The 24,764-nt window shown below is 71.4% G+C and carries 27 protein-coding genes; 12 read left to right on the top strand and 15 right to left on the bottom strand.

The window, feature by feature from the left end; translation table 11 throughout:
• Positions 1-31 precede the first annotated feature (31 nt).
• The 5 genes from J7I97_RS13150 to J7I97_RS13130 all read left to right on the top strand — a co-directional run bounded on the left by J7I97_RS13150 (position 32) and on the right by J7I97_RS13130 (position 4,409).
• Positions 32-286 carry an acyl carrier protein gene (locus J7I97_RS13150; protein ID WP_214934134.1) on the top strand — a complete coding sequence of 85 codons (255 nt, stop codon included), beginning with the start codon at positions 32-34 and terminating at the stop codon, positions 284-286.
• 1 nt (position 287) lies between these two features.
• Positions 288-770, top strand: coding sequence for an SRPBCC family protein (locus J7I97_RS13145; RefSeq protein WP_214934131.1), 483 nt, complete (start codon positions 288-290; stop codon positions 768-770).
• Between the two features lie 77 nt (positions 771-847).
• Entirely contained in the window at positions 848-1,180 is a 333-nt protein-coding gene (locus J7I97_RS13140; RefSeq protein ID WP_214934128.1) for a TcmI family type II polyketide cyclase, read from the top strand.
• Between the two features lie 381 nt (positions 1,181-1,561).
• Complete coding sequence (locus J7I97_RS13135; protein ID WP_251051534.1) at positions 1,562-3,625, top strand: RICIN domain-containing protein; 2,064 nt, start codon at positions 1,562-1,564, stop codon at positions 3,623-3,625.
• 97 nt (positions 3,626-3,722) lie between these two features.
• A complete protein-coding gene (locus J7I97_RS13130) occupies positions 3,723-4,409 on the top strand; it encodes a hypothetical protein (RefSeq protein WP_214934125.1) in 687 nt (228 codons plus the stop codon).
• Between the two features lie 23 nt (positions 4,410-4,432).
• Here J7I97_RS13130 and J7I97_RS13125 read toward each other — a convergent pair whose 3' ends face one another.
• The 3 genes from J7I97_RS13125 to J7I97_RS13115 are packed head-to-tail and all read right to left on the bottom strand — an operon-like array spanning position 4,433 to position 7,169.
• A complete protein-coding gene (locus J7I97_RS13125; protein ID WP_214934122.1) occupies positions 4,433-5,293 on the bottom strand; it encodes a DUF4097 domain-containing protein in 861 nt (286 codons plus the stop codon).
• A complete protein-coding gene (locus J7I97_RS13120; RefSeq protein ID WP_214934119.1) occupies positions 5,290-5,946 on the bottom strand; it encodes a response regulator transcription factor in 657 nt (218 codons plus the stop codon). The genes J7I97_RS13125 and J7I97_RS13120 overlap by 4 nt, the downstream gene beginning before the upstream one ends.
• The gene (locus J7I97_RS13115; RefSeq protein ID WP_214934115.1) at positions 5,934-7,169 is read right to left on the bottom strand and encodes a sensor histidine kinase; all 1,236 of its coding nucleotides are present in this window, start codon (positions 7,167-7,169) and stop codon (positions 5,934-5,936) included. The genes J7I97_RS13120 and J7I97_RS13115 overlap by 13 nt, the downstream gene beginning before the upstream one ends.
• A gap of 176 nt (positions 7,170-7,345) precedes the next feature.
• Here J7I97_RS13115 and J7I97_RS13110 point away from each other — a divergent pair, with 176 nt between their 5' ends.
• Complete coding sequence (locus J7I97_RS13110) at positions 7,346-7,789, top strand: hypothetical protein (protein ID WP_251051530.1); 444 nt, start codon at positions 7,346-7,348, stop codon at positions 7,787-7,789.
• Here J7I97_RS13110 and J7I97_RS13105 read toward each other — a convergent pair.
• The 3 genes from J7I97_RS13105 to J7I97_RS13095 form a co-directional block, all read right to left on the bottom strand.
• On the bottom strand, positions 7,777-8,088 hold the full coding sequence (locus J7I97_RS13105; RefSeq protein WP_374195468.1) for a hypothetical protein: 312 nt from the start codon (positions 8,086-8,088) through the stop codon (positions 7,777-7,779). The two genes, J7I97_RS13110 and J7I97_RS13105, sit on opposite strands and share 13 nt — an antisense overlap.
• Before the next feature lie 45 nt (positions 8,089-8,133).
• Positions 8,134-9,675: an aldehyde dehydrogenase family protein gene (locus J7I97_RS13100; RefSeq protein WP_214934112.1), complete on the bottom strand. Its 1,542-nt coding sequence runs from the start codon at positions 9,673-9,675 to the stop codon at positions 8,134-8,136.
• Positions 9,676-9,939: 264 nt separating this feature from the next.
• Positions 9,940-10,539, bottom strand: a complete 600-nt coding sequence (locus tag J7I97_RS13095; RefSeq protein WP_214934109.1) for a HutD family protein — start codon at positions 10,537-10,539, stop codon at positions 9,940-9,942.
• A gap of 283 nt (positions 10,540-10,822) precedes the next feature.
• Here J7I97_RS13095 and J7I97_RS13090 point away from each other — a divergent pair, with 283 nt between their 5' ends.
• The 3 genes from J7I97_RS13090 to J7I97_RS13080 all read left to right on the top strand — a co-directional run bounded on the left by J7I97_RS13090 (position 10,823) and on the right by J7I97_RS13080 (position 14,677).
• The gene (locus tag J7I97_RS13090) at positions 10,823-12,247 is read left to right on the top strand and encodes a glycoside hydrolase family 16 protein (protein ID WP_214934106.1); all 1,425 of its coding nucleotides are present in this window, start codon (positions 10,823-10,825) and stop codon (positions 12,245-12,247) included.
• Positions 12,248-12,267: 20 nt separating this feature from the next.
• Positions 12,268-13,527, top strand: a complete 1,260-nt coding sequence (locus J7I97_RS13085) for a glycoside hydrolase family 64 protein (protein WP_214934103.1) — start codon at positions 12,268-12,270, stop codon at positions 13,525-13,527.
• A gap of 100 nt (positions 13,528-13,627) precedes the next feature.
• On the top strand, positions 13,628-14,677 hold the full coding sequence (locus J7I97_RS13080; protein ID WP_214934100.1) for a LacI family DNA-binding transcriptional regulator: 1,050 nt from the start codon (positions 13,628-13,630) through the stop codon (positions 14,675-14,677).
• 110 nt (positions 14,678-14,787) lie between these two features.
• Here J7I97_RS13080 and J7I97_RS13075 read toward each other — a convergent pair whose 3' ends face one another.
• Entirely contained in the window at positions 14,788-15,198 is a 411-nt protein-coding gene (locus J7I97_RS13075; protein ID WP_214934097.1) for an organic hydroperoxide resistance protein, read from the bottom strand.
• Positions 15,199-15,326: 128 nt separating this feature from the next.
• On the opposite strand from J7I97_RS13075, the gene J7I97_RS13070 reads away from it, so the two are divergent.
• On the top strand, positions 15,327-15,800 hold the full coding sequence (locus tag J7I97_RS13070; RefSeq protein WP_214934095.1) for a MarR family winged helix-turn-helix transcriptional regulator: 474 nt from the start codon (positions 15,327-15,329) through the stop codon (positions 15,798-15,800).
• Positions 15,801-15,827: 27 nt separating this feature from the next.
• On the opposite strand, the gene J7I97_RS13065 is transcribed toward J7I97_RS13070, so the two are convergent.
• Positions 15,828-16,268 (bottom strand): MarR family winged helix-turn-helix transcriptional regulator, encoded by a 441-nt coding sequence (locus J7I97_RS13065; protein WP_214934092.1) that lies wholly within the window; start codon positions 16,266-16,268, stop codon positions 15,828-15,830.
• Between the two features lie 137 nt (positions 16,269-16,405).
• Here J7I97_RS13065 and J7I97_RS13060 point away from each other — a divergent pair, with 137 nt between their 5' ends.
• Positions 16,406-17,926: an MFS transporter gene (locus J7I97_RS13060; protein ID WP_214934089.1), complete on the top strand. Its 1,521-nt coding sequence runs from the start codon at positions 16,406-16,408 to the stop codon at positions 17,924-17,926.
• A 22-nt stretch (positions 17,927-17,948) separates the two neighbouring features.
• Here the strand turns inward: J7I97_RS13060 and J7I97_RS13055 are convergent, their stop codons facing one another.
• From J7I97_RS13055 to J7I97_RS13035, 5 genes are all read right to left on the bottom strand, one after another.
• Positions 17,949-18,677: a hypothetical protein gene (locus J7I97_RS13055; protein WP_214934086.1), complete on the bottom strand. Its 729-nt coding sequence runs from the start codon at positions 18,675-18,677 to the stop codon at positions 17,949-17,951.
• A 133-nt stretch (positions 18,678-18,810) separates the two neighbouring features.
• Positions 18,811-20,289: a DEAD/DEAH box helicase gene (locus J7I97_RS13050; protein WP_214934084.1), complete on the bottom strand. Its 1,479-nt coding sequence runs from the start codon at positions 20,287-20,289 to the stop codon at positions 18,811-18,813.
• Positions 20,290-20,556: 267 nt separating this feature from the next.
• The gene (locus J7I97_RS13045; protein ID WP_030228921.1) at positions 20,557-20,760 is read right to left on the bottom strand and encodes a cold-shock protein; all 204 of its coding nucleotides are present in this window, start codon (positions 20,758-20,760) and stop codon (positions 20,557-20,559) included.
• Positions 20,761-21,040: 280 nt separating this feature from the next.
• Positions 21,041-21,382, bottom strand: coding sequence for a MerR family transcriptional regulator (locus J7I97_RS13040; protein WP_214934275.1), 342 nt, complete (start codon positions 21,380-21,382; stop codon positions 21,041-21,043).
• A gap of 191 nt (positions 21,383-21,573) precedes the next feature.
• Positions 21,574-22,236, bottom strand: coding sequence for an NADPH-dependent F420 reductase (locus J7I97_RS13035; protein ID WP_214934080.1), 663 nt, complete (start codon positions 22,234-22,236; stop codon positions 21,574-21,576).
• Between the two features lie 217 nt (positions 22,237-22,453).
• Between J7I97_RS13035 and J7I97_RS13030 the strand changes: the two genes are divergently transcribed.
• On the top strand, positions 22,454-22,594 hold the full coding sequence (locus J7I97_RS13030) for a hypothetical protein (protein WP_214934078.1): 141 nt from the start codon (positions 22,454-22,456) through the stop codon (positions 22,592-22,594).
• Positions 22,595-22,632: 38 nt separating this feature from the next.
• Here J7I97_RS13030 and J7I97_RS13025 read toward each other — a convergent pair whose 3' ends face one another.
• The gene (locus tag J7I97_RS13025) at positions 22,633-23,994 is read right to left on the bottom strand and encodes an FAD-dependent oxidoreductase (RefSeq protein ID WP_214934075.1); all 1,362 of its coding nucleotides are present in this window, start codon (positions 23,992-23,994) and stop codon (positions 22,633-22,635) included.
• Positions 23,995-24,199: 205 nt separating this feature from the next.
• Complete coding sequence (locus J7I97_RS13020; protein ID WP_214934072.1) at positions 24,200-24,733, bottom strand: GNAT family N-acetyltransferase; 534 nt, start codon at positions 24,731-24,733, stop codon at positions 24,200-24,202.
• Positions 24,734-24,764: the final 31 nt, after the last annotated feature.

Raw genomic sequence — 24,764 nt, 5'->3', positions numbered from 1 at the left:
GCAGGACCCGCAAGAAGAAAGAAGGCAACCCATGTCCGACCGACTGACCATGGAAGAGCTCGCGGCCCTGATGAAGACCGCCGGCATCACCGTCGACCCCGCCGAGATGGCGAAGCGTCCGGACTCCAAGTTCGACGACTACGGCCTCGACTCGCTGGGCCTGCTCGGCATCGTCGGCGAGCTGGAGAACCGGCGCGGCCGCGCGCTCCCCACGGACGCGGACCGCTGCAAGAGCCCGGGCGAGTTCCTCGACCTCGTCAACAACAGCCTCATGACAGGAGCTTGAGATGCCTGGACACACGGAGAACGAGATCACCGTCAACGCACCTGTGGACGTGGTGTGGGACATCACCAACGACCTCCCCAACTGGCCGCGGCTCTTCAGCGAGTACGCGTCCATCGAGATCCTCGACAAGGTCGGCGAGACCACGAAGTTCCGCCTGGCCATGCACCCGGACGAGAACGGCGTGGTCTGGAGCTGGGTCTCGGAGCGGACCATGGACCGCGACGCGCTCACCGTGAAGGCCCGCCGGGTCGAAACCGGCCCGTTCGAGCACATGAACATCCACTGGGAGTACGCCCCCGTACCCGGCGGCGGCACGCGGATGCGGTGGGTCCAGGACTTCGCGATGAAGCCCGAGGCCCCGGTCGACGACGTGTGGATGACCGACAACATCAACCGCAACTCCAAGATCCAGATGGCCCTCATCCGGGACAAGATCGAGCAGCGCGAACGGGAAAGCCGTACGCCCGTGGCCGGCCGCCGCTGAGGCATCGGCCCCGGACACCGCGCCGGCCCGTTGACGGACCGGCCCGTTCAGCCCCCAGACGAAAGGCACCCCTCCCGATGCACCAAGCTCTCATCGTGGCCCGCATGGCGCCCGGTTCGGCGCCGGATATCGCCGGCCTGTTCGCAGCCTCGGATGCGGGCGAGCTGCCCCACCTGGTCGGAGTCAGCCGCCGCAGCCTCTTCCAGTTCGGGGACGTGTACCTCCACCTGATCGAGTCCGACAGCGATCCCGGCCCGGCGATCGCCAAGGTGACCGGGCACCCGGAGTTCAAGGACCTCAGCGACCGGCTGTCGGCGTTCATCAGCCCGCACGACCCGGAGACCTGGCGCAGCCCGAAGGACGCGATGGCGCACCGGTTCTACAGCTGGGAGCGCGACGCCCGCAGGTAGACCAGCGGCAGTTCGACGCGGCCGGCATCCCGGATTTCCGGGATGCCGGCCGCGGGCGTGTGCGGATCTGACGATTCCTCACCGCTCGTGACGGAAGGAATTCGGCAGGTAGTAATTAGATGAATCCCTGACTGAATCACCGTCAATAAGCATTTCCGTATATCTCGATTCGATAACGACATCCCCGAAAAAGGCCTGGACCATTCACCCTCAACGCGCGTAACTCCCTTGATTTTAAAGGGAATTGACGGTTCATCAAATAAAGACTCGAAGGTAACAGACAGGTATCTCCCATCGGGCTCCCGTTTGTCCGAATTCTCCACCACGCCCGTCTGGCAGGCTTCCGCGCACCCACTCTCCTCACTCAGAATTGAGGTGCGCATGACCAGACATCGCAGGCAGCGTGAACAGCGTGAACACCGCCGCAAACCCCGGCGGTTGATACTCGTCACCGCCGCCATGGCCACGGCGGCGGTGATAGCTGGAGGCATTGCCTACTCCGGACTGGGCGACAAGGCCGAGGCGGTGCTCCCCGCACAGGCCGGAGCCCCCGCCGCGGAGACGCTCGTGCCGGCCGCCGCACCGGCCCGGGACGACGAGCCGGCTCCCATCGTGGGCGAGTCCGCCAACGAGGACGCCCGCGGCATGGTCTACAACGGCCTGAAGCCCGCGCCGAAGGGAGACCGCTGCGTCGGCGTCTACCGCACGGAGGCCGGACTCTGCACGCACGGCCCCGACGCCCCGCCCAAGGGCGTGGACATCAAGAAGGAGATCGCGCCCGTCGTGAAGACGACGGCGCCGGCCGCTGACCCCACCCGGCCCGCGAGCGCCGACCCGGCAACCACGGAAGGTGGCGGGCGTCCTCAGGACGCGCCCGCCGCCGACGCCTCGGCCGCCAAGTCCGCCAGCACTCCGTCGCCCGCCGCGGCGTCCGGCAGCCAGACCGTCGCCGCCGGACCCGCGGGCCAGACCGTCCAGTGCGACGGCGACGGCAGCACCGGTAACCGCGTCCAGGTCGTGTACGTACACGGCTCCGACCGCGACCGGTACTCCGAGTACGTCGCCTCGTTCCGCAAGTGGGCGGCCGACGCCGACGTCATCTACTCCGCGAGCGCCAAGGAGACCGGCGGCGTACGGCACATCCGCTACGTGACGGCCGCCGACTGCACCCCGACCGTGCTCAACATCGAGCTGCCGGCCTCCGCGCTGTCCGAGTTCAGCGCGACCAACGCCGCCCTCGCCGGCAAGGGCCTCGACCGCCGCGACCGCAAGTACATGATCTTCGCGGACACGCAGGTCTACTGCGGCATCGGCACCTTCAACGGCGACGAGCGCCCCGGCCAGAACAACCTGAGCAACTTCGGTCCGTCCTACGGGCGTACGGACTCCGGCTGCTGGGGCGGCCACACCGCCGCGCACGAACTGGGGCACAACCTCGGCGCGGTGAACAACAGCGCCCCCAACACCAGCCGCGGCGCGCACTGCACGGACGAGTGGGACGTCATGTGCTACTCGGACACACCGTACTACCCGCAGATGCGCAACGTCTGCACCAATCAGGCGTCCGAGAACATCCTGGACTGCAACCACGACGACTACTTCCACACCAGCCCGAAGGCCGGCAGCTACCTGGCCACGCACTGGAACATCGCCGACAACCAGTTCCTGATGCGCACCAACGGCGGCGGCACCGACCCGGATCCGAACCCCAAGCCGACTCCGAAGCCGACACCGACGCCGACCAAGAAGCCGACCGGCGGACCGGATGTGACGGCCAGTCAGATCCAGTCGGGCTCCGTCGTGGTGAGCTGGCCCAAGGTGGACGGCGCCGCGTGGTATCAGGTCCTGCTGAACGGCAAGCACCTCACCTGGGTCCAGTCCCAGGCGCTGCGCATCTACAACCTCCAGCCCGGCACCGGGTACACCGTCGCCGTCTCCGTCCGTGACAGCTCCGGCCGGGACAGCGGGCCCGGCAAGGCCGCCTCCTTCCGTACGACGAGCGCGGGCGGCGGGGCCACCACCCCCAACACCCGCTACCTGCTCGGCAACGGCAGCACCGGCATGGCCGCTGAGCTGTCGGGCGGCCGTACCGCGAACGGCACGGTGCTCGTCGGCGGGCGCGCCAACGGGTACGCGCAGCAGCAGTGGTACTTCGACGACGCGGGCAGCGGCCTCGTCCGCATCCGCTCCGCGGTCTCCGGCAAGTGCCTGCAACTGGGCGGCGAGGCCACCGCGGGCATGTGGGTCGCGCAGCAGACCTGCGGGAACTCCGGCGCCCAGCAGTGGCGGCTGACGTCCCGCGGTGGCGCGGTGACCGTGTCGAACCCGGGCGGCGGCTACGCCCTGGCCGTGAGCAACCGCCCGTACTACGGGGACTGGCTGCTGGAACTCCAGCGCGCGGACGGCCGTCCGGCGCAGGTCTGGACGGTCCAGAAGGCCGCCTGACCGGCCGTAGCCCTGTGACACCCACCCGGCGGGCGGTCGCCTCGTGCGACCGCCCGCCGGGCACCCCTCATCTCAACTCGCCCGGAGGACCGAGACGATGCGCTCAAGACACGCTTTCCCGCCCTTCACCGGAGTCGGCCTCTGGTTCGTGCTTCTTCTCCAGGCCGTGGCCGTCGCCGTGGCCGTACCCACCACCGCGTACGCCCATGGAGACACCCTGAAGGTGGTGGTGACCGGGCAGAAGGCGGGCCGTGTCACCGCCGACATCACGTGGGAGAACGACGGGGACGCCGTCGACGAGACGGTCGCCGGCACGGTCAACGCCGTCAGCGCCGACGGCGCCCGCTCCGCGGGTCCCTGGCGACTGGTCCGCGATACCGGCGACAAGGCGGGCTGGACCACGGCCGAGGTTCTTCCGCCGGGCACCTGGAAGGTCAGCGTCGACGTGGGGTTCCCCTCCCTCGGGCACGGGGACCGCGAGGTCAACGTTCCGGTGGTCGACCCGGCGCCGCCGGCCACGCCCTCGGTACCGGCGACCCCTGAGCCGACGGTCTCGTCCGCCACGCCGGCCACGTCCCCCGCGCCGGCCACGCCTGCCACATCAGCGGCGCCGTCGCCCGCCGCCCCCTCCGCGTCCCCTACGGCCAACGGCCGCGACAGCGGTGACAGGACTGACAGCGGTGACGGCACCGTCTGGTGGACCACCGCGGGCGTTGCCGCGACCGCCCTGGCCGGCGCCGCCGGCGGCCTGTTCCTCCGGCGCGCCCGGGCCCGCAGGCGCTGAAGGACGGCCTGGTCAGGGACCGCTCACGGCGTCCGGTCCGGATAGCCGGCGTACGCCCGCCCCGAGTCCGCCGAGATGTCCAGGCGCCGGGGCGAGGCGGGGTCGTTCAGGGCTTCCGCCGCCTCGCAGCGGCCCTGCCCGGTCACACAGCGGACGCGGAAGCGGGTGGCCGGGGGCACGGTGAGCGCCAGCCGGCCCGAGCCGGCCCGGGCGGTCACCCGGTCCGGCGGAGTGATGAAGGCGGCGACGGCCCGGCCGGAGCCGACCCGGATGTCGGCCTGCGCAGAGGTGAGGTCCGTGGCACGGAGCATGCCGGATCCGACGTCCGCGCGCAGGGCGCCCCGCAGCCCGGTCAGGTTCACCTCTCCGGAGGCGACCTCCACGTCCACGGTGCCGCCCAGGCCGCTGATGTCGACCCGGCCGGAACCGGCCGTGACCTTCACCGGAATTCCGACGGGTACCGCCACCCCCAGTTGGATGGAGCAGCCCACTCCGGCCGTCAGCACGGCCCCCTCACCGGGGCAGCGCGGGCTCAGCCTCAGGGTTTCGCCGAGCCAGCTCGCCTCGATGGTGGGCGCCTTGAGCGACCAGCTGACTTCGGCCCGGTAACCGACCTGCTGGTCCGAGCGGGGGGTGACGGTGACGTTCGCGTCGCCGGCCACGATTTCGAGCGCGGTCACCGGCCGGCCGTCGCTGCCGCCGAGCAGGGTGCGGCTCTCGGTGCTCCCGTACGCCCACACCTGCAAGGTGGCCGGCACCACGACGAACACCGCGCTCAGCAGTGCGCTGACGATCCAGGCGAGGCGATGTCCAGGGCGGGGCGGGGCGGAGCGCGGCTCACCGGAGCGCGGCTCACCAGAGCGCGGCTCACCGGCGCGCGTCACCGCGTACCGTCCAGGAAGCGCAGCACCGCCAGTACCCGGCGGTGGTCGCCGTCGGCCGGGGACAGGTCGAGCTTGGCGAAGATGTTGTTGATGTGCTTGGCCACCGCGCTCTCGCTCACCACGAGTCCGGCCGCGATGCCGCCGTTGGAGCGGCCCTCCGCCATCAGCGCCAGTACTTCGCGCTCGCGCGGGGTGAGTCGGGAGAGCGGGTCCGGCCCGCCGCCGCGGCGCAGCAGGAGCTGGGCGACGACCTGCGGGTCGAGCGCGGTACCGCCGGCCGCCACCCGGCGCACGGCGTCGATGAAGTCCTCCACGTCGGCGACCCGTTGTTTGAGCAGGTAGCCGATGCCCGCGCCGCTCTGGGCGGCCAGCAGGTCGGCGGCGTAGCGCTCCTCGACGTACTGCGAGAGCAGCAGCACGGCTGTGCCGGGGTGTTGTTGACGGATCATCAGGGCAGCCCGGACGCCCTCGTCGGTGAAGCCGGGCGGCATCCAGACGTCGACGAGGGCGAGTTCGGGGCGGTGTTCCTCGACGGCGGCGAGCAGGCCCTCGGCATCGCCCGTCTCGGCGGCCACCTCGAATCCGGCCATTTCGAGGACTTTCACCAGTCCTATGCGCAGCAGGACAGAGTCCTCGGCGATCACAGCCCGCACGGCAGCTCCACAGTGATGACGGTCGGGCCCCCGAGGGGGCTGTTGATCATGATGGTTCCGTCGACCGACCCTACGCGCTTGCGCAGGCCCACCAGCCCGGTGCCGCGGACGGGGTCCGCGCCGCCGGCGCCGTCGTCGGTGACGGTGACGCGCAGCCGGTCTCCGGGGCGTCGCCCGCTCACCCGGCTCACCCGCACCGAACAGTGCCTGGCACGGGCGTGCTTGGCGACGTTGGCGAGAGCCTCGGAGACCACGAAGTACGCGACGGCCTCCACGGTCGGCCCCGGCCGCGCGCCGATGTCCACGGACAGCTCGACGGGGAGCGGGGCGCGGGCGGCGATGCCGGAGAGGGCCGCGTCGAGCCCGCGGTCCTCCAGTACGGCCGGGTGCAGGCCCCGTACCAGGTTGCTGAGCTCCTCGATGGCTTCCTTGGCCTCGCGGTGGGCCTCGTCGATGACGGCCTTGGCCTCGGGTGGCAGGACCTTCAGGGTGGCGCGGGCGATACCGAGGTTCATCGCGAGGGCGACCAGCCGCTGCTGGGCGCCGTCGTGCAGGTCGCGTTCGATGCGGCGGCGTTCGAGGTCTGCGGCGTCCAGGACACCGGCCCGGCTCTCCGCGAGGTCCTCGACCCGCCGCTCCAGCTCCTGGGCCCGGTTGGGGCCGAGGAGGGCGGCCGCCGCGATGGCGTCGAGCCGGGTGAGGAGGGCGGCCAGCCAGGGGGCGGCGAGCAGCAGCAGGACGCCGGAGGCCGTGATGACGTCGTAGTCGGCCCATCCGGGGGTCCGGGCGTCCAGGGGCATGACCCCCCAGCCGTACACGGTGGCGGCCGCGGCGCCACCGGCCCAGGTGAGCACCAGCAGGGCGCCCGCGACTCCGGCGAGCGGGCTGACCAGGAAGTGGTAGCAGTACTGGCGCCAGGTCGCCTCGGAGCGCACCCGCTCGGTGAGCCCGCGCAGGCTCGACCAGCTGTGTTCGCGCGGGATTTCGGGCACGTCGAGGCCGAGCAGGGACCAGAAGCGGCTGCGCTGGAGCGAGCTGAGCAGCGGCCCGAGCACGAGTACGAGGAGCAGCCAGACCGGCTTGGAGGCGAATCCGAGCGCGGCGGGCAGGGCGGGCGGGATCGCGGCGACCGCGAAGGCGGTGTTGCGCCAGGCCCACGCCGACCACGGGGCGTGCGCGGCGATCCATGTGTACGTACGCCTCAGCGCGCCGCGAAATGCCATAGCCGTACGGTAATCGCACTGATCGGAGCGCTCACACCCCACTGGTGCCCGCCCGGGGGTGTAGCCAGCACCACCCCCGGTTCGGACAGTGGGGTTACTGATCTCGGCGGCCTGGCGGACGAGTGTGGTGGTGTGCCCGGGGGACGGACCGCCGGGCCGGAAGGAGACCCGCCGCCATGGCCCTTGTCGCCCCGCAGCTCCACGCCCGTCGCAGCCCGGCCGGCGGCCTCCGGCTGGGGCGTCCGGACCGGCGTGTGTCCCGGCCTCGGCTCGCCACGGTGCTCACCGGGGCCGGGATCGCGCTGCTGCCGTGGATGGTGGTGCTGGCGCGGACGGTGCCGCAGACCGCCGAGGTCTCCAACTGGTCCACCGCCTGGATCGGCCTGGACCTGATGCTGGCTGCCGGGTTGACCGGGACCGGCGTGCTGCTGCGCAAGGGCGACCCGCGGGTGTCCCCGGTGGCCGCGGCCACGGCCGCGCTGCTGGTGATGGATGCCTGGTTCGACGTCACGACCTCGGCCGGGAGCGGCGGTCAGGGGATGGCGCTGCTGCTGGCCGCCGGAGCGGAGCTGCCGCTGGCGCTGGCCTGCGCGGTCGTGGCCGCCCGTCAGTCCGCCTGACCGGCGCCCGCGCTCGCGCCGCAGCGCAGGGCGGCCGTGAACCAGGTGAACACGGGAGCGAGACTGGGCGGTGTCGGCCATCCGTTGATCACGGACAGGAGCTGCCAGTAGCGCTCGGCACTGGGGTCGGCGGCTGTCTCCAGGCGGGCGAGGAGCCAGCGGCGCAGGTCGCCGTCGTCGGCACGCTCGAAGGCGTGGGCGTAGAGGGCGGTGAGGGAGGGCCGGGCCAGCTCCCCGATGGAGTAGAGCGCGTCGCGTTCATGTCCCCACCTTGCTGTCTCCCCCTGCGGGAGACTCAAGTCCGTCCCGGGAGACGATGATCGCCGACGCGCTCCGGTCCCCCCTTACGGCATCAGCTGGTACTCCGGGAAGTTGCCCGGCAGGCGTTCGCCGTCCGGGCCCTGGGTCACGGCGTGGATGAGCAGTTCGCCGCCGACGAAGGCGCCGCGCCAGGAGGCGCCGAACCCGCCGAAGAGTTCCTCGCGGTCCCCACGTGAGCGGGGCGTGCCGTGGCCGAGCTTGAAGGCGCGGATCTGCGGGGCGAGGCGGGCGAAGGTGGCCGGGTCGTCGGTGGACAGGGTGGCCACCAGCGCGCCGTTTGAGGCGTTCATCGCCGCCAGCAGCTCCGCCTCGGTGTCGACGAGGACGATCGTGTCGACCGGGCCGAACGGCTCCGCGTGGTAGAGCGGCGAGGAGGCCGGCGGGCTGAGCAGGGTGAGCGGGGCGACGTACGCGGACACGTCCTGGCCCGGCAGGAAGCGGGCCGGGTCCAGGTTGCCGCGGAAGAGCGGTACCGCGCCGCGGTCGATGGCCTCCGCGGCGTGGTCGGTGAGCTCTTTGGCCTTGGCGGCGTTGATGAGGGGACCGAAGTCCAGTTCGGGCGGGGGATCGTCCGGGTGTTCGACGGCGAGCGGGTGGCCCGTTCGGATGGCCGCGACCGCCGGGAGGTAGGCGGCGAGGAAGGCGTCGAAGGCGGTGCGCTGTACGACGAATCGGGGGTAGGCGGTGCAGCGCTGTTTGCCGTAGTCGAAGAGCTTGGGGATGACCGTGCGCAGGGCGTCCCAGTCGGTGTGCTCCCAGACGCCCCAGGTGTTGAGGCCCTCCTGTTCCAGGATGTGGCGTTTGCCGAGGTCGGTGACGGCGGTGGCGATCCGGGCGCCGGTGTCGCGGCCGCCGACGAAGGAGACACAGCCGATCTCCGGGGAACGGACCAGTGCCTCGGAGAGCTCGCTGCCGCTGCCGCTGACCAGGGTGACGGGAATTCCGGCGCGGTGGATGAGCGCGCAGGCGAGCGTGAGGCAGGCCAGGCCGCCGTCGGTCGGGGTCTTCGCGATGACCGCGTTCCCGGCGAGGGCCTGCACCAGCATCGCGTGGACCAGCACCGACATCGGGTAGTTCCAGCTGGCGATGTTGGAGACGGGGCCGTCGAGGGGGGCGCGGCCGTCGAGCATGCCCTCGATGTGTTCGAGGTACCAGCGGACGCCGTCCACGGCCCGGTCGACGTCGGCCCGGGCGAGGCGCCAGGGTTTGCCGATCTCCCAGACGAGGAGGAGGGAGAGCAGTTCCCGGTGTTCGGCGAGGGCGTCGAGGGCGGCCGCGACACGGGCCCGGCGGTCGGGCAGCGGGACGTGCCGCCAGGCGCGGTGCTGGTCGAGGGCGGCCCGTACGGCCCGGGTGGCCGACGCCGCGTCCAGACGCGGCGGGCCCGCGACCGGGCTGCCGTCGACGGGGCTGGTGGCGGGCAGCGGGCGGCCGTCGGGCTGCCAGGCGCCGCCCCAGAGGTTGAGGACGTGGTCGGCGCGGAAAGCCTCGGGGGCGACGGCCAGGGCGCGCCGCCAGGCGTCGGACCAGGCCGTGCCGGGCTTGAGGGTGAGGGTGGGTGCCATCTGTGGTTCTCCGCTCAGAGGTGGGCGGGGCAGGGAGGTGGCTCGTCGTCCACGGCCGCCTTCGCACGGGCGTCCGCACATCGAGGTTACGGGGACGCCCGGTCCGGCCGTACGCGGTACTCGTGCGGCATGAGCGAAGTCACGTACGCGCGGCGCGCCACCCGAGGACGAGCCGCCGAGCCGGCCACCGCCGGGACGGCCACCGCCGAGCCGGCCACCGCCGAGCCGGCCGCCGCCGGGCCTGCCGCCGCCGCTCAAGGGCGGCTACCGGGGGCGTGGCCGGAAGGTGACCACCGCCGCGCGGCCGGGTGTGCGGACGCGGCAGGTGAGCCCGCCCGTCGCCAGGGCCGCGTCGTGCGGGGCGAGCTGGACGGGCGAGTCCGGGCCGCCGGTACGGTCCAGGACCGCGGGGCCCTCCAGCGCGACCACGAGCAGTGTCTCCCCCGGCGGGACGGTGACCGCGAGAGCGCCCCGTACGACGGCGGTATCGGCCTCCGTGGCGTCCCTGCGGTACATCACGTTGAAGTTCACCACGGGGCCGTGCAGGAGACGGCAGTCGGTCGGCCGGTCCCCCGGGAAGTCCTGCGGCGCGTAGCGTTCGTCCACCACGCGGTGTACGCCCGCCACCGCGAGGTCCATGCCGGAGCCCTCGGCCAGGGTGAGGGTGCGGTCGACGCCGGGGAACGCCGAGAAGGGCCCGTCGGCGGCCACCTCGGCCAGGCTCACCCGCCACGCGAAATCACTCATCCCGGCGCCCTCGGGCCAGGCCGCGATCTCCCGGGTGACTCCCCCGCCGTTCTTCCACACGGCGGCCGGACGGTCGGCCGCCCTCAATACCCGGACGACCTCGTTTCCGCTGGTCATGACCGTGTCCCTTCCCTCGACTCCGCGGCCGACCCTATCCGGCCCGCACCGCCCGGGGCGCCACCGCCGGGCCGGCCCGGCGCGCGGTGGCCGCGAACGCTTCAACGCCTTCAACGTATGAACTCCCGCTGCCCGCAAGGCTCTTGTCGGCTCCATCTCTTGACGCCAGGTGCGGTGGGGAGCACAGTGACGGGCGGCGCGCCTTGAGAGCGCTCTCAAAACGCGTCCCTCCCCCTGTCGCTCCCCCCACACCGCGCCCTACGGCGCCTCAGAGAGGGCACCCATGCGTGAGACATCCAGTAGAAGGCGGCGGCCGTCCGTCCGGCGGGCCGTCGTGGCCGCGCTGAGCATGACGGCCTTGGCCGCGGCGGCCGCCGTGACCGTCGTCCTGCCCGCGAACGCCGCCGCTCCCCCGGTCCCGGCAGGCTGGTCCCAGGTGTTCCTGGACGATTTCAACGGGGCTGCCGGCACCGGGGTGAACACCGCGAACTGGCAGTACACGACGGGCACGAGCTACCCCGGCGGCCCCGCGAACTTCGGTACCGGCGAGGTCGAGACGATGACCGCCGACACCGCCAACGTCTCTCTGGACGGCGCGGGGAACCTCCGCATCACGCCGAGGCGGGACGCCGCCGGCAACTGGACCTCCGGCCGCGTCGAGACCAAACGCGCCGACTTCCAGCCCCCGGCGGGCGGCAAGCTGCGCACCGAGGCGCGGATCCAGATGCCGAACGTGACCGGCCCCGCGGCCAAGGGCTACTGGCCGGCGTTCTGGATGCTCGGAGCCCCCTATCGCGGCAACTGGTGGAACTGGCCGGGCATCGGCGAGCTCGACATCCTGGAGAACGTCCAGGGCATCAACAACGAATGGGCCACCATGCATTGCGGCACGAGCCCGGGCGGCCCGTGCAACGAGACCTCCGGCATCGGCGGCCAGCGCGCCTGCACCGGCACCACCTGCCAGGGCGGCTTCCACACGTACGCCGTGGAATGGGACAGGTCCACCGCCGTGGAGGAGATGCGCTTCTACCTCGACGGGGTCAACTTCCACACCGTGCGCGCCAATCAGGTTGACGCCACGACGTGGACCAACGCCACGAACCACGGCTACTTCATCATCCTGAACGTCGCCATGGGCGGCGGCTTCCCGGACGCCTTCGGCGGCGGACCCGACGCGGGCACGCAGCCCGGATACCCGATGGTCGTCGACTACGTGTCCGTACTCCAGTCGACCGGCACCACCACCCCGCCCACGACTCCCCCGACCACCCCGCCGGCCACGCCTCCGGCCGGCAACCGTGACGCGTACACCGCCATCCAGGCCGAGTCGTACGACGAGCAGTCGGGGACGGTCAAGGAGAACACCACCGACACCGGTGGCGGCCAGGACCTCGGCTCGCTGGCCAACGGCGACTGGGCCCTCTACCGGGGCGTCGACTTCGGCACCGGCGCGGCGAAGCAGTTCTACGGACGGGTCGCCAGCGGCGCGGCCGGCAGCGTCAGCGGACTCGTCGAGGTCCGGCTGGACAGTCGCACCAGCGCGCCCATCGGCAGCTTCGCCGTCGCCAACACCGGTGGCTGGCAGAGCTGGAGGACGGTCCCGGCGAACACCACGGGCGTCACGGGCACCCACGACGTCTATCTGACCTTCACCAGCGGCCAGCCCGCCGACTTCGTGAACGTCAACTGGTTCGACTTCGGACACTGACCGGACCGAGGAGTGCGCTCATGAACACACCGCATCCACGCCGGCTCCCCCTCCTTCTGCCGGCCGCGCTGCTCGCCCTGCTGGGATCGGTCCTGGCCGCCCCCACCCGGGCCGCGGCCGGCCACACCCAGGCAGTCACGGCACAGGGCACCGGCTCCGCGCAGATCCGGGTCAAGGCCGGGAGTTTCCCGATCACCTTCCAGAACAACACCCGCGGCACCTACTCCGATGCGCAGATCCACGTGACCGTCCTCGGCCAGGTGACCCCCGGCCAGTGGTCCTACATGAAGCCCGACGGCACCATGGCCCACATCAACCACCTCGACGCCACCGCACCCGGCCACCTCGTCAAGAACGGCGTCGATTACCCCGACATGTCGTTCACCCTGGCCCAGGTGGGCGGGACGGTGCCCTCCCCGCCGGCCATCCGCGGGGGCCGGATCTACCTCTCGCTCGGCTCCCCGGTGTTCATTCCGGTCTCCCCCGACGACCAGGGCTGGGGCGGCCCCGATCCGCGCAACCCGGGGGACCCCAACAGCGATGTGTACTACGACTGGTACGAGTACACGTACGTCCACGGTGAGGTCGCCTTCGGCGGGAACACCACCCAGGTCGACCAGTTCGGCTTCCCCATCACCTCGTGGCTCCGCCAGTCCTCCACCGGCTACGACAACACCCAGGGCATCACCCGTACCCGCGCCGATGTCGTGCAGCAGTACGCGGCGTCCGTCGGCGCCGCCTTCGCACCGCTGCGCGGCACCTACCGGATCACGGCGCCCCGCTCCTCGGACCTCTTCCTGGAGGGCGGCGCCCAGCAGAACCATCTCACCGCCGCCATCGACCAGGCCTGGGCCTACTACACCACCCACCAGTTCACCCTGAACCGCCTCGGCGAGACCTTCTCCGGGCGGGTCACCGGATCCACCCTCACCTTCAGCAAGAACGGCGCGGGCCCGTTCACCCTCCGCAAGCCGACCTCGCCGGACGTCATGGCCTGCGCGGGCCCGCTGGCCTCGGGCAACGACACCGAGAAGCAGCTCGGGGCGGAGTTCTGCGCCGCGCTCAACCGGGGCGTCGCCCTCGACACCGCCGTCTGGTACACCCCGGCGGCCTACTACACCGGCGCGGCGAAGAACGACTACGCCGGGTTCTTCCACACCGTCGGCCTGGGCAAGCGCGCCTACGGATTCCCGTACGACGACATCAACGACCAGTCGTCCGTGCAGATCCTGAACAACGCCGACCCGCCGACCGGCCTCACCCTCGGCATCGGCTGGTGACGACTCCGTACCGCCGGGAGCGCTCTCAGGCACCCGGCGGTACGGGTTACCCTGCTGCCCGGCGAGCCAACCGCCCCCGGATACGCGTGAGGAGCCGCCGGTGCCCGAACAGCTTCCCGCGCCCGGGAGCCGCCCCACGCTGGAGGCGGTGGCCGCACGCGCCGGGGTGTCCCGGGCCACCGCGTCCCGCGTCGTCAACGGCGCCGAGGGGGTCCGTACGCACGTGGCGGACAAGGTCCGGGAGGCCATCCGGGATCTCGGCTACGTACCCAACCAGGCGGCCCGGACCCTGGTCACCCGGCGCACCGGGGCGGTCGCGGTGATCATCGCCGAGCCGGAGGTCCGGATCTTCTCGGACCCCTTCTTCTCCCGGCAGATCCGCGGAATCAGCAAGGAGTTGACCGCGCACGACACACAGCTGGTGCTGCTGCTGGTGGAGGACCGCGGGGACTACGACCGGATCGAGCGCTACCTGGCGGGCGGCCATGTCGACGGGGCGCTCGCCTTCTCCCTGCACACCGACGACCCGCTGCCTTCGATCACCCGGCGCATCGGGATGCCCACGGTCTACGGCGGCCGCCCGGGCTGGACGGCGGGGTCCGGGGAAGACGGCGTCGAATACGTCGACGCGGACAACCGCGGCGGCGCGCGCGAGGCCGTCCGGTACCTGCTGGACCAGGGCAGGCGGCGCATCGCCCACATCGCGGGCCCGCTCGACCAGACGTCGGCGACCGACCGGCTGGACGGGTACCGGGACGTACTGCCCGACGGGGACCCGGCGCTGATCGCCGAGGGTGACTTCACGACGGCGGGCGGGGCCCGCGCGATGGCGGAGCTGCTGGACCGCGGCCCGCGGCCCGACGCGGTGTTCGCGGCGAACGACCTGATGGCGACGGGCGCGCTGAAGGTGCTCCGCGAACGCGGCCTCGCCGTTCCCCGGGACGTGGCGGTGGTCGGCTTCGACGACGCCGAGCCGGTGGCGGAGGCCGCCGACCCGCCGCTGACGACCGTGCGCCAGGACATCGAGGGCATGGGCCGCCTGATGGCCCGGCTGCTGCTGCGCGCCCTGGCCGCCGAGCCCCAGGGCGCCCACGGCCTCCCCGGATCGGTGATCACCCCGACCGCGCTGGTGCGTCGCGCCTCGGCCTGACCTGTGCTGACGGGATGACGGGATGACAACGCACAGAGCCCCCTGTCGCACCGCTCCGGGAGGGCGATGCGACAGGGGGCGGCAGGACCGCGGGGGCGGCCGTCGGGGAGTTACTCGATCACGAGCTCGACGGGGATGTTGCCGCGGGTCGCCTTGGAGTACGGGCAGACCTCGTGCGCCTGCTTGACCAGCAGGGTGCCCGTCTCGCCCGCGAGGGACTCGGGGAGCTCGATGCGCAGGGTGACGGCCAGCGCGAAGCCCGTGGCGTCCTGGCCGATGGAGGTCTCCGCGGTGACCGAGACGTCGCTGGTGTCGACCTTGGCCTGACGGCCGACCAGGCCGAGGGCGCTGGCGAAGCAGGCGGCGTAGCCGGCCGCGAAGAGCTGCTCGGGGTTGGTGCCCTGACCGTTGCCGCCCAGCGCCGGCGGCATGGCGAGCGCGAGGTCGATCTGGCCGTCGGAGCTGACGGCACGGCCTTCGCGGCCGTTGGCGGTGGCGACAGCGGTGTACAGCGCGTCCATCGGGGTTCCTCTCACAGGCGGTGAAACCGTCGCGGCCGGTGGGTCGACCGCTGTCCACTAATAGAGCACACAATTCAGTTGTGCACAACTAAATGGCTTACAAGCGTCCCCCGGGTACACTTGCCACCATGACCGAGCAGCCGACCGACGCCCTCCGCGACCAGGACTTCCTCCGCCTGGACGGCCAGATCTGCTTCGCGCTGAACGCCGCGAGCCGCGCCTTCGGCGGCCTCTACCGCGTCGTCCTCAAGGACCTCGGCCTGACCTACCCCCAGTACCTGGTGATGCTGGTGCTCTGGGAGCACGGCGAGATGCCGGTCAAGGAGCTCGGAAACCACCTCCGGCTCGACTCGGGCACGCTGTCACCGCTGCTCAAGCGACTGGAAGCGGCCGGCCTGATCAGCCGCGAGCGGAGCGCCGAGGACGAGCGGTCGGTGCATGTCGGCCTCACCCCGGACGGCGCCGCACTGCGCGCCCGCGCGGTGGAGGTGCCCCGCCGGATCGCCGCCGCCACCGGTTTCGAGCTGGCCGAGATCCGGGATCTCCAGGCCCGCCTGAACCGGCTCACCACCGCCCTCGACGCCGCCGCGCTGGAGGCGTAGCAGGGGCGAGCGCGGGGACAGGGCTCGTCAGGCGTCCTTCTCCAGGGGCCGGCGCAGCCGCTCCAGCAAGGCGTAGAGCGTCTCGCTCTCCGCGGCGTCCAGCGTGTCCAGCGCGCCGTGGGTCGCCTGCATCTCCTCGCGCACCCGCCGGATGATGTCGCGGCCCTCGTCGGTCGCAACGACGTTCTTGACGCGGCGGTCGGCGGCGTCCGTCTCGCGGCGCACGAGCCCGCGCCCCTCCAGTCGGTCCACGATGCCCGTGACGTTGGACGCGTCACACACCAGCAGCGTGGCCAGGCCGCGCATCGGCAGCGGGCCGTTGAGCTGGGCGAGGACCCTCGCCTGGGTGGACGTGAGCCCGTGACCGGCGGCCGCGGCGGCGAAGTCGCGCCACTGGGCGGCGCCGATGGCGGCGAGCAGCTCCAGCAGCTGGAGCTTGGTGGGGGCCTGCGGGGTGGGGGCGCTCATGGCTCGAGCGTACTTCAAGATGGTTGGCATTATCAATTGTTTACTTGACCTCCTTAACTAATCCGGCCTACGGTCTATCCAAGTACTTGATGACATCAAACATCTGCGATCTGAAGCACTAAGAAGGTCCTGCCTCCATGAGCACCGCCGCATCCGCCCCCGCCGCCGCCCGGCCCAGGAACGAGACGGTCATCGTCTTCGCCTTGAGCCTCGCCGCCATGGTCGTGTCGATGATGCAGACCCTGCCCGTACCGATCCTGGGCCTGATCCGCAACGACCTCGGCACCTCGACCGCCAACGTGAGCTGGGTGACCACCGCCACCCTGCTGTCCGCCGCCGTCTTCACCCCGCTGCTCGGCCGCTTCGGCGACCAGCACGGCAAGAAGCCCACCCTGGTCGCCGTCCTCGGCGTCATGGTCGCGGGCTCGGTGGTCGCCGCGGTCGCGACCTCACTGCCGCTGCTGATCCTGGGCCGGGTGCTCCAGGGCGCCGCCACCGCGATCTTCCCGCTGGCCCTTTCCGTCCTGCGCGAAGAGGTCCGGCCGCAGAAGCTGCCCGGTGCGATGGCCCTGGTCAGCGGCACGCTCGCGTTCGGCAGCGGGCTCGCGCTCGTGGCCACCGGCCTGCTCACCTCCGGCGCCGACGCCGACTACCGCAACGCCTTCTGGATGGCGACCGGCTTCGCGGCTCTCGCCCTGCTCGCCGTCGCCTTCCTGGTCCCCGCGACCCGGCACAAGACCGGCGGCCGTACGGACTTCCTCGGCGCGCTGACCCTCGGCATCACCCTGCTGCTGCTCCTGCTGCCGATCTCCCAGGGCCACGAGTGGGGCTGGACCTCCGGCCGTACGCTGGGCAGCTTCGCCGGCGCGGTCGTCATGACCGCCGTGTGGGTCTTCACCGAGCTCAAGGTGCGCGAGCCGCTCGTCGACATGCGGATGTTCATCCACCGCCCGGTGCTCATGGCCAACCTGGCCGGCATCCTCGTCGGCTTCGGCATGTTCGCGAACTTCCTCGGCGTCTCGTACCTCGTCCAGATGCCCAAGGCGCTCACCGGCTACGGCTTCGACGCGTCCATCCTGCGCGCGTCCGTCCAGTTCCTGCTGCCCGGCGCGATCGTCTCGCTGCTCGCCTCTCCCGTCGGCGGCCAGCTGGTCCGCCACCGCGGGCCCCGCGTCGCACTGGGTCTGGCCGCCGCGCTCGGCGCCGCCGGCTTCGGGTGGCTGGCCCTGGACCACGGCCACACCTTCTCGGTGATCGGCGCCGGCCTCGTCGTCGGTGCGGCCGTCAGCTTCGGCTACGCGGCCATGCCCGCAGTGATCATGGCCAGTGTCCCGCCCCACCAGAGCGGTATCGCCAACGGCATCAACTCGATCTCCCGCTCCACCGGCAGCGCGATCGGCAGCGCCATCGTCACCACGATCCTGGCGTCCAAGACCATCGAGCACCTGCCCGCGGGCGTACCGGCGCTCCCCGCCGAATCCGGGTTCACCCTCACCTTCGGGATCGGGGCCGTCGCCTTCGCCCTCGTCGCGGTGATCAGCTGGATCGGCCTGCGCGGACAGCACGGGCCCCGGACGGCGGAGACCGGTTCGGCCGTCGCGGCCGGCGCGGCTCAGGCTCCTGCGGAGAAGGTGGCCGACAAGGCCGCCGCCGTCTGAGCCCGCTGGGAGTCTTTCCCGGTCACGGCCGGCGCTTGGTGGTGTGGGGCAGGGAGTAGTACCCCGGGCGTTCCTGCGCCGGCGAGGCCCCTTCGGGGGCGTCGGTGTCGATCACGGAAACCATCACCGGGGTGCTGCCCGTCGCACCGGCGGCGGTGGCCCGCAGACGGTACCGCTCCACCCGGACGGCGTCGCGCGCGAGCGCGGCGCCGCCTTCGTACAGCCCGTACGGCTTGAAGTCGTTGGCGATGCGCAGGTCGGCGGGGCGCCAGGTGCCGGTCGCGGGATCGCGGCGTTCCAGGAGGAAGTCGGTGCCTGTGCTGGGGATGTCGCCCGGCCCGGGAACGAGCGACTCCATCTGGAAGGCGAGCAGCAGGTGCCGGTACTCCTTGGAGTTGCCGTTGCGGAGGGTGACCGTGAACTCCTGCGCCGGGCCGCCACGGACCAGGTTGAGACGGCCGCCCGTGGTGGCCACGCTCATGGAGAGGTGGGTCTTGACGACCGGTGTGGCCGTACGCACGGGGTCAGGCGTGGGCGCGGCCGGGGACGCCGACGGGGTTTGCGGAGCAGCCGTGGCGCTCGGGGCGGGCGACGGTGTGGCCGAGGGGGTCACGGAGGGGGTCGCGGAGGCGGTGGCGCCGCCCGCCGGTGAAGGAGCCTTCGGCGTCGCGGGGGCGGCGTGTCCGGTGCAGGCCGCGAGGGTGGCCGACAGCACCGCCGTGGCGATGAGCAGGCGAGGTCTGACGTACATGGCGGCCCTCCAGCGGCTCCGTCTTCAGTGACGGAACGTAGCAAGGCCGAAAGGCCCCTGGCAGCAGGCGTCGGGTGACACTTCGGTCACGGTTGCCGCCTGCCGCCGGGGGCCTTCGCGTTCGGCCGGCCGGTTACGCGGCGGCGCTGCCGACGGCCGGGCCGCGGCGGGGCGGGGCCGTGCGGCCGCGGCGGGCGCGGGAGGAGGGGCCGGCGCCACCCGTGCGCCGCTCCGACGGCGGTGCGCTGATCGTGACGGGGACACCGGAGGGAGCCTGGGCTCCCGTGATGCGGTTCAGTTCGGCTTCGCCCGCGCGGACCTGGGTGGTGTGCGGGGTGATGCCGGCCGCGGCCATGAGGCGGATCATGTCCCGGCGCTGGTTGGGCAGGACCAGGGTGACGACGCTGCCGGACTCACCGGCGCGGGCGGTGCGGCCGCCGCGGTGGAGGTAGTCCTTGTGGTCGGCGGGCGGGTCCACGTTGACGACGAGGTCGAGGTTGTCGACGTGGATGCCGCGCGCAGCGACATTCGTCGCCACGAGCGCGGTCACGCGCCCGGCCTTGAACTGCGCCAGGGTGCGGGTCCGCTGCGACTGCGACTTGCCGCCGTGCAGCGCGGCAGCCCGTACACCGCTGTTGAGCAGGTGCTCGGTCAGCCGGTCGACGGCGTGCTTGGTGTCCAGGAACATGATCACGCGGCCGTCGCGGGCCGCGATCTCGGTGGTGGCGGCGTGCTTGTCCGTGCCGTGTACGTGCAGCACGTGGTGCTCCATCGTCGTGACGGCGCCGGCCGAGGGGTCGACGGAGTGCACTACCGGGTCGGTCAGGTAGCGGCGGACCAGGAGGTCGACGTTGCGGTCCAGGGTCGCGGAGAACAGCATCCGCTGGCCTTCGGGGCGCACCTGGTCGAGCAGGGCGGTGACCTGGGGCATGAATCCCATGTCGGCCATCTGGTCGGCCTCGTCCAGCACGGTGACGGCAACCTGGTTCAGCCGGCAGTCGCCGCGCTGGATGAGGTCCTTGAGGCGGCCCGGCGTCGCGACGACGACCTCGGCCCCGCCGCGCAGGGCCGAGGCCTGGCGGCCGATGGACATACCCCCGACCACGGTCGCCAGCCGCAGCTTCAGCGCGCGGGCGTACGGGGTGAGCGCGTCGTTGACCTGCTGGGCGAGCTCGCGGGTCGGTACGAGGATCAGGGCCAACGGCTGCCGGGGCTCGGCGCGTTGTCCCGCGGTGCGGGCGAGCAGTGCCAGGCCAAAGGCGAGGGTCTTGCCGGAGCCGGTGCGCCCGCGGCCCAGGACGTCCCGGCCGGCGAGCGTGTTGGGCAGGGTGGCCGCCTGGATAGGGAACGGCACGGTCACGCCCTGGGCGGCGAGCGCGGCCAGCAGCTGCTCGGGCATGGCGAGCTCGGCGAAGGCCTCCACGGCGGGCAGGGCCGGGGTCAGGGTGACGGGAGGTGCGAACTCGCCCTGTATCGCGGCGGGACGGCGGCCGTAGCCACCGGAACGGCCAGGGGCGCCGGAACGGCCGGGGGCACCGGAACCGCGCGAACCGGCGGAGGCACCCGTACGCGTGCGGGAATAGCGGTCATTCGTGCGAACTGATCGGTTCATACAGAACCTTCCTCGATGCGGCGCGTATCGAGGAATTCGGATGAGGATTCTCACGTACGAGCCGAAGAAATGACAAGACAAGGCGGGCCGAAAGAAGTGGGCCGACTCGGTGTCGAAAGGGCGGGGCAATACCCGTCGGCGCAAAGACAGGCCGATCGTTGCCATGCCGCTCACGCGGGCCGATACGGCCGGCGGAGCACGGGAAACACAACGAGCTGGGGCCCGCACCCCAAGGTGCGGGCCCCAGCTGCGTCGTACGCGTCAGCGTCAGGCGGGAACGATGTTCTCGGCCTGCGGGCCCTTCTGGCCCTGCGTGACGTCGAAGTTCACCTTCTGGCCTTCCTGAAGCTCACGGAAGCCCTGGGTGGCGATGTTCGAGTAGTGGGCGAACACGTCAGCGCCGCCGCCGTCCTGCTCGATGAAGCCGAAGCCCTTTTCCGCGTTGAACCACTTCACGGTGCCAGATGCCATATGAATTCTCCTTTGGGGCAGTACCCGGACCCGCACTGTGCGGCTCCGGCGTCGCCGTAATGATCGCCCCGTCCGAAAAAAGCACCGGTAACAAAAAAGTGCGCCCGCCGGAAAACCGGAGAGAGCACTTGAAGTCTTTGGGAACCACAACTGCAACTGGGATCACCGTAGCACAGCACGGGGCGGTTAGTGCGGAAATTTTTCTGGTCGACCGCCGGGACATAAACCCTCATGGCACATTAACTATAATTCTACAGCGGCGGCGATAGATATTCGGCGCTCAGTCGTCCCCCACGGCGGGGGCGGCGTTGTGCCGGCGCAGCTCCTCGTTCACCCGGAGCGCTTCCTCCAGCTGGTCTTCGAGCGAGATGATGCGGCACGCGGCCTCCACGGCCGCGCCGACGTCGACGAGTTCGCGTGCGCGCGCGGCGATGCGCAGCTGTTGGCGGGAGGACCGGCGGTGGCCGCCTTCGGAGCGCAATGGCGTGATCAGCCGGGCCTCGCCCATGGCCCGCAGGAAGGCCGGTGTGGTTCCGGGCATCTCGGCGGCCCGGCCCATGGTGTACGCGGGGTACTCGTCGTCGTCGAGGCTGTCGGGGAACGGGGACTTCTCAGGGGGCAGGACGCCTTCGTTCGCTCGACTTCTTGGCTCCCCAGAAATACTAGTCCCGGTGGGACCCAATCCCTACAGCCGCGATCACAGATTCCCGCGGCCGCCGCGCGCACGCCGATCCGGGCGCCCCGGCCGGCCGGCGGGCCGGCGGGCCGGGGCGGCCACGGCGTGGCGCGATCGAACCGGGTGAGGCGTAACCGTCAGCCGCGGAAGGCCTCTTGGCGGACCGGAGAGGCCTCGGCGAGTGCCTTGCTGACGGCGTCGGCGCCGGCCCGCAGTCCGTAGACGGGGGTGTCGGGCTGCTGGCGCCAGGAGTCGTCGAGGCCGCCGGCGTCGACGGTGTCGAAGCCGATTTCGTCGATGAGGGCGCGGACGGCCTTCTTCGCCGTCTCGTCGTCACCCGCGACCGGCAGGGCCATCCGGTCCGGGGAGCCCGCCGGGCGGGGCTTGCTCAGGATGTCCTCGGCGTAGGTGCCGTTGAACGCCTTGATGACCGGGTGGCCGAGGTGCCGCTCGGTCCAGCGGCTCTCGGTCAGACCCTCGTCCTCGATGCCGGCGATCCGGCCGTCGCGCTGCTTCGGGTAGTAGTTGTTGGTGTCGATGACGGCGAAGCCCTCGGCCGCACCGTCGAAGAGGCCGGAGGGCAGGTCGGACACGTTCTTCAGGGGGATGGTGACCACGACGATCTCGGCCCCGCGCGCCACTTCGGCGACGGTGACGGCGGTCGCGCCGGTCTCCTCGGCGAGGGCGGTCAGCGTCTGGGGGCCGCGGGAGTTCGCCACGGACACCTCGTGTCCGAGGGAGGTGAGCCGGCGGGTGAGGTTGCCGCCGATGTTGCCGGCGCCGATGATGCCGATCTTCATGAGCTCTCCAGGTGCGTTACGGAATCGGGTATCGCGCTTGTCCGAACCACCCGGCGTGGCAGGGCATTCCGCCCTGCCACATCACCTTTCGGCCAGTTTGCGCTGCCCGCGAACCCGCCTGAGGTGATAGCGCGTCATTCAGGGCAGTGCCGGCGGGACCGTCCGCAACGGCACTGCCCTGAATGACGCGGGATCACCACGGGGAAAGGTACGACCGATGTTCAAGCTCACGCCCAAGCGCACCGTCATCACCCTCGCCACCACGGCCGCCGTCGTCGCCGTCGCCCTGAACGTCTTCGGCAGCGCCTCCGCGGCCACCGGCCGGCCCGTGCCCGCTGCCGCGCTCCCCTCCGTGTGAGGCCGGGCCCGCCGCCGAAGGCGGGCCCGGCCCGGGACCTACGCTCCGCTCGCGTCGAGCATGCCCTCGCGCTCGACGATCTTCACGCGCTCGCGGCCCTGGGGCTCGCCGAGGGCCTTCTCGGCCGCGTCCAGGAGGTACCAGCCGTCCCACGTCGTGTAGCGGATCCGTCGCTCGCCGAGGAAAGCCTCCACGGCCTCCGGCTCGGGTGCGGCCGGGGTGAGCAGGCGGCCCTCCGCGTGGTCGGCCAGGAGGTTGGCGACGGTCTCGTTCGCGTCGCCCTTGGTGTGGCCGATCAGGCCGATGGGACCGCGCCGGATCCAGCCGGTGACGTACGTCGACTTCAGGTGCTCGCCGGCTTCGATCACGCGGCCGCCCTCGTCGGGGACCGTGCCGGAATCGACGTCCCAGGGGAGCTTGGGCAGTTCGTCCGAGAGGTAGCCGACGGCCCGGTAGACGGACTGGACGTCCCAGTCCGTGAAGGCGCCGGTTCCCTTGACGTTGCCGGTGCCGTCGAGCTCGGTGCGCTCCGTGCGCAGGCCGACGACCTTGCCGTCCTCGCCGAGTACCTCGACGGGCGACTCGAAGAAGTGCAGGAACAACTTGTGCGGCCGCTCGCCTATGTCGCGGATCGCCCAGTTCTCCAGGGTCTTGGCCACCATGTCCGCCTGCTTGTTGGAGCGGCGGGTCGCGATCGAGCCCTCGTCGTAGTCGATGTCCTCGGGGTTGACGATGACCTCAATGTTGGGCGAGTGGTCCAGTTCCCGGAGCTCCATCGGGCTGAACTTGGCCTGGGCCGGACCGCGGCGGCCGAAGACGTGCACCTCGAGGGCCTTGTTGGCCTTGAGGCCCTCGTAGACGTTCGCCGGGATCTCGGTCGGCAGCAGCTCGTCGGCGGTCTTGGCGAGGATGCGGGCGACGTCGAGGGCGACGTTGCCGACGCCGAGGACGGCGACCTTCTCCGCCTCCAGCGGCCAGGTGCGCGGGACGTCGGGGTGGCCGTCGTACCAGGACACGAAGTCGGCCGCGCCGTACGAGCCGTCCAGCTCGACGCCGGGGATGCTGAGCGCCCGGTCCGCGGTCGCGCCGGTGGAGAAGATCACGGCGTCGTAGAACGAGTGCAGTTCGTCGAGGCTGATGTCGTTCGGGTAGTCGACGTTGCCGAAGAGCCGGACCTGGGGCTTGTCGAGGACCTGGTGCAGGGCGGTGATGATGCCCTTGATCCGCGGGTGATCGGGGGCGACGCCGTACCGGATCAGGCCGAAGGGCGCCGGCATCCGCTCGAAGAGGTCGATGGACACACCCGGCTCGGCAGCGGCCTCCGACTTCAGAAGCGCGTCAGCGGCGTAGATGCCGGCGGGGCCGGCACCGACGATTGCTACCCGGAGGGGGCGTGGCATGACAGGTTCCCTTTCGACCGACAACAGGCTGGATCAAGGGAACCCTAAACTAAGGTCACCCTAACCCGGCACCCGGCCCTTGTTTATGACCCCATAAACACTTCTTATGGCCATCCCAAGGGTTGCTTTGATGCCTATGGACAATCGATCTTCGCAAGGAACCCTGACATACCCCTGACAAACCCCTGTCGGGAGGGCGCGGGCCTCAGGCCTCGTACTCCGTGAGGTCGATGCTGTGCACCTGGAGCAGGTGGCCGTACTCGGGGTGGGTGGTGTCCCGGTCCTGCTCCATGCCGAGCTTGCGGATCACGTTCTCGGACTCGTCGTTGCCCGCCCGGTTGACGGCGATCACGCGGTCGAGGCCGCGGTCCTGGAGCGCGAACTCAAGCGTGGCCTGGGCGGCTTCGGAGGCGTAGCCCTGGCCCCAGAAGGACCGGCCGAGGCGCCAGGTGATCTCCACCGCGGGCAGCACCTCCGGCAGCCACTCCGGCACGGACAGCCCCACGGCACCGATCAGCTCGCCCGAGGCCAGCAGCTCGACGGCGAAGAGACCGAAGCCCTCGTCGTCCCACTCCTCCTCCCAGCGCTCGATCTCCTCGGCGGTCTGGTCCAGGTCGAGGGTGGAGCCGTCGCCGATCCAGCGCATCACCTCCGGGTCGGCGTTGATCTCCGACAGGGGGACGAGGTCGTCGTCGGTCCAGCGGCGGAGGAGGAGTCGGGGGGTACGGATCTCGGTCATGCCCCACATCCTGCCGAACGCGGCTGGTCAG

Origin of the sequence: Streptomyces sp. ISL-87 (genome assembly GCF_018614095.1) — a bacterium.
GTDB lineage: Bacteria > Actinomycetota > Actinomycetes > Streptomycetales > Streptomycetaceae > Streptomyces.
This window is presented reverse-complemented; position numbering and strand designations above follow the sequence as displayed.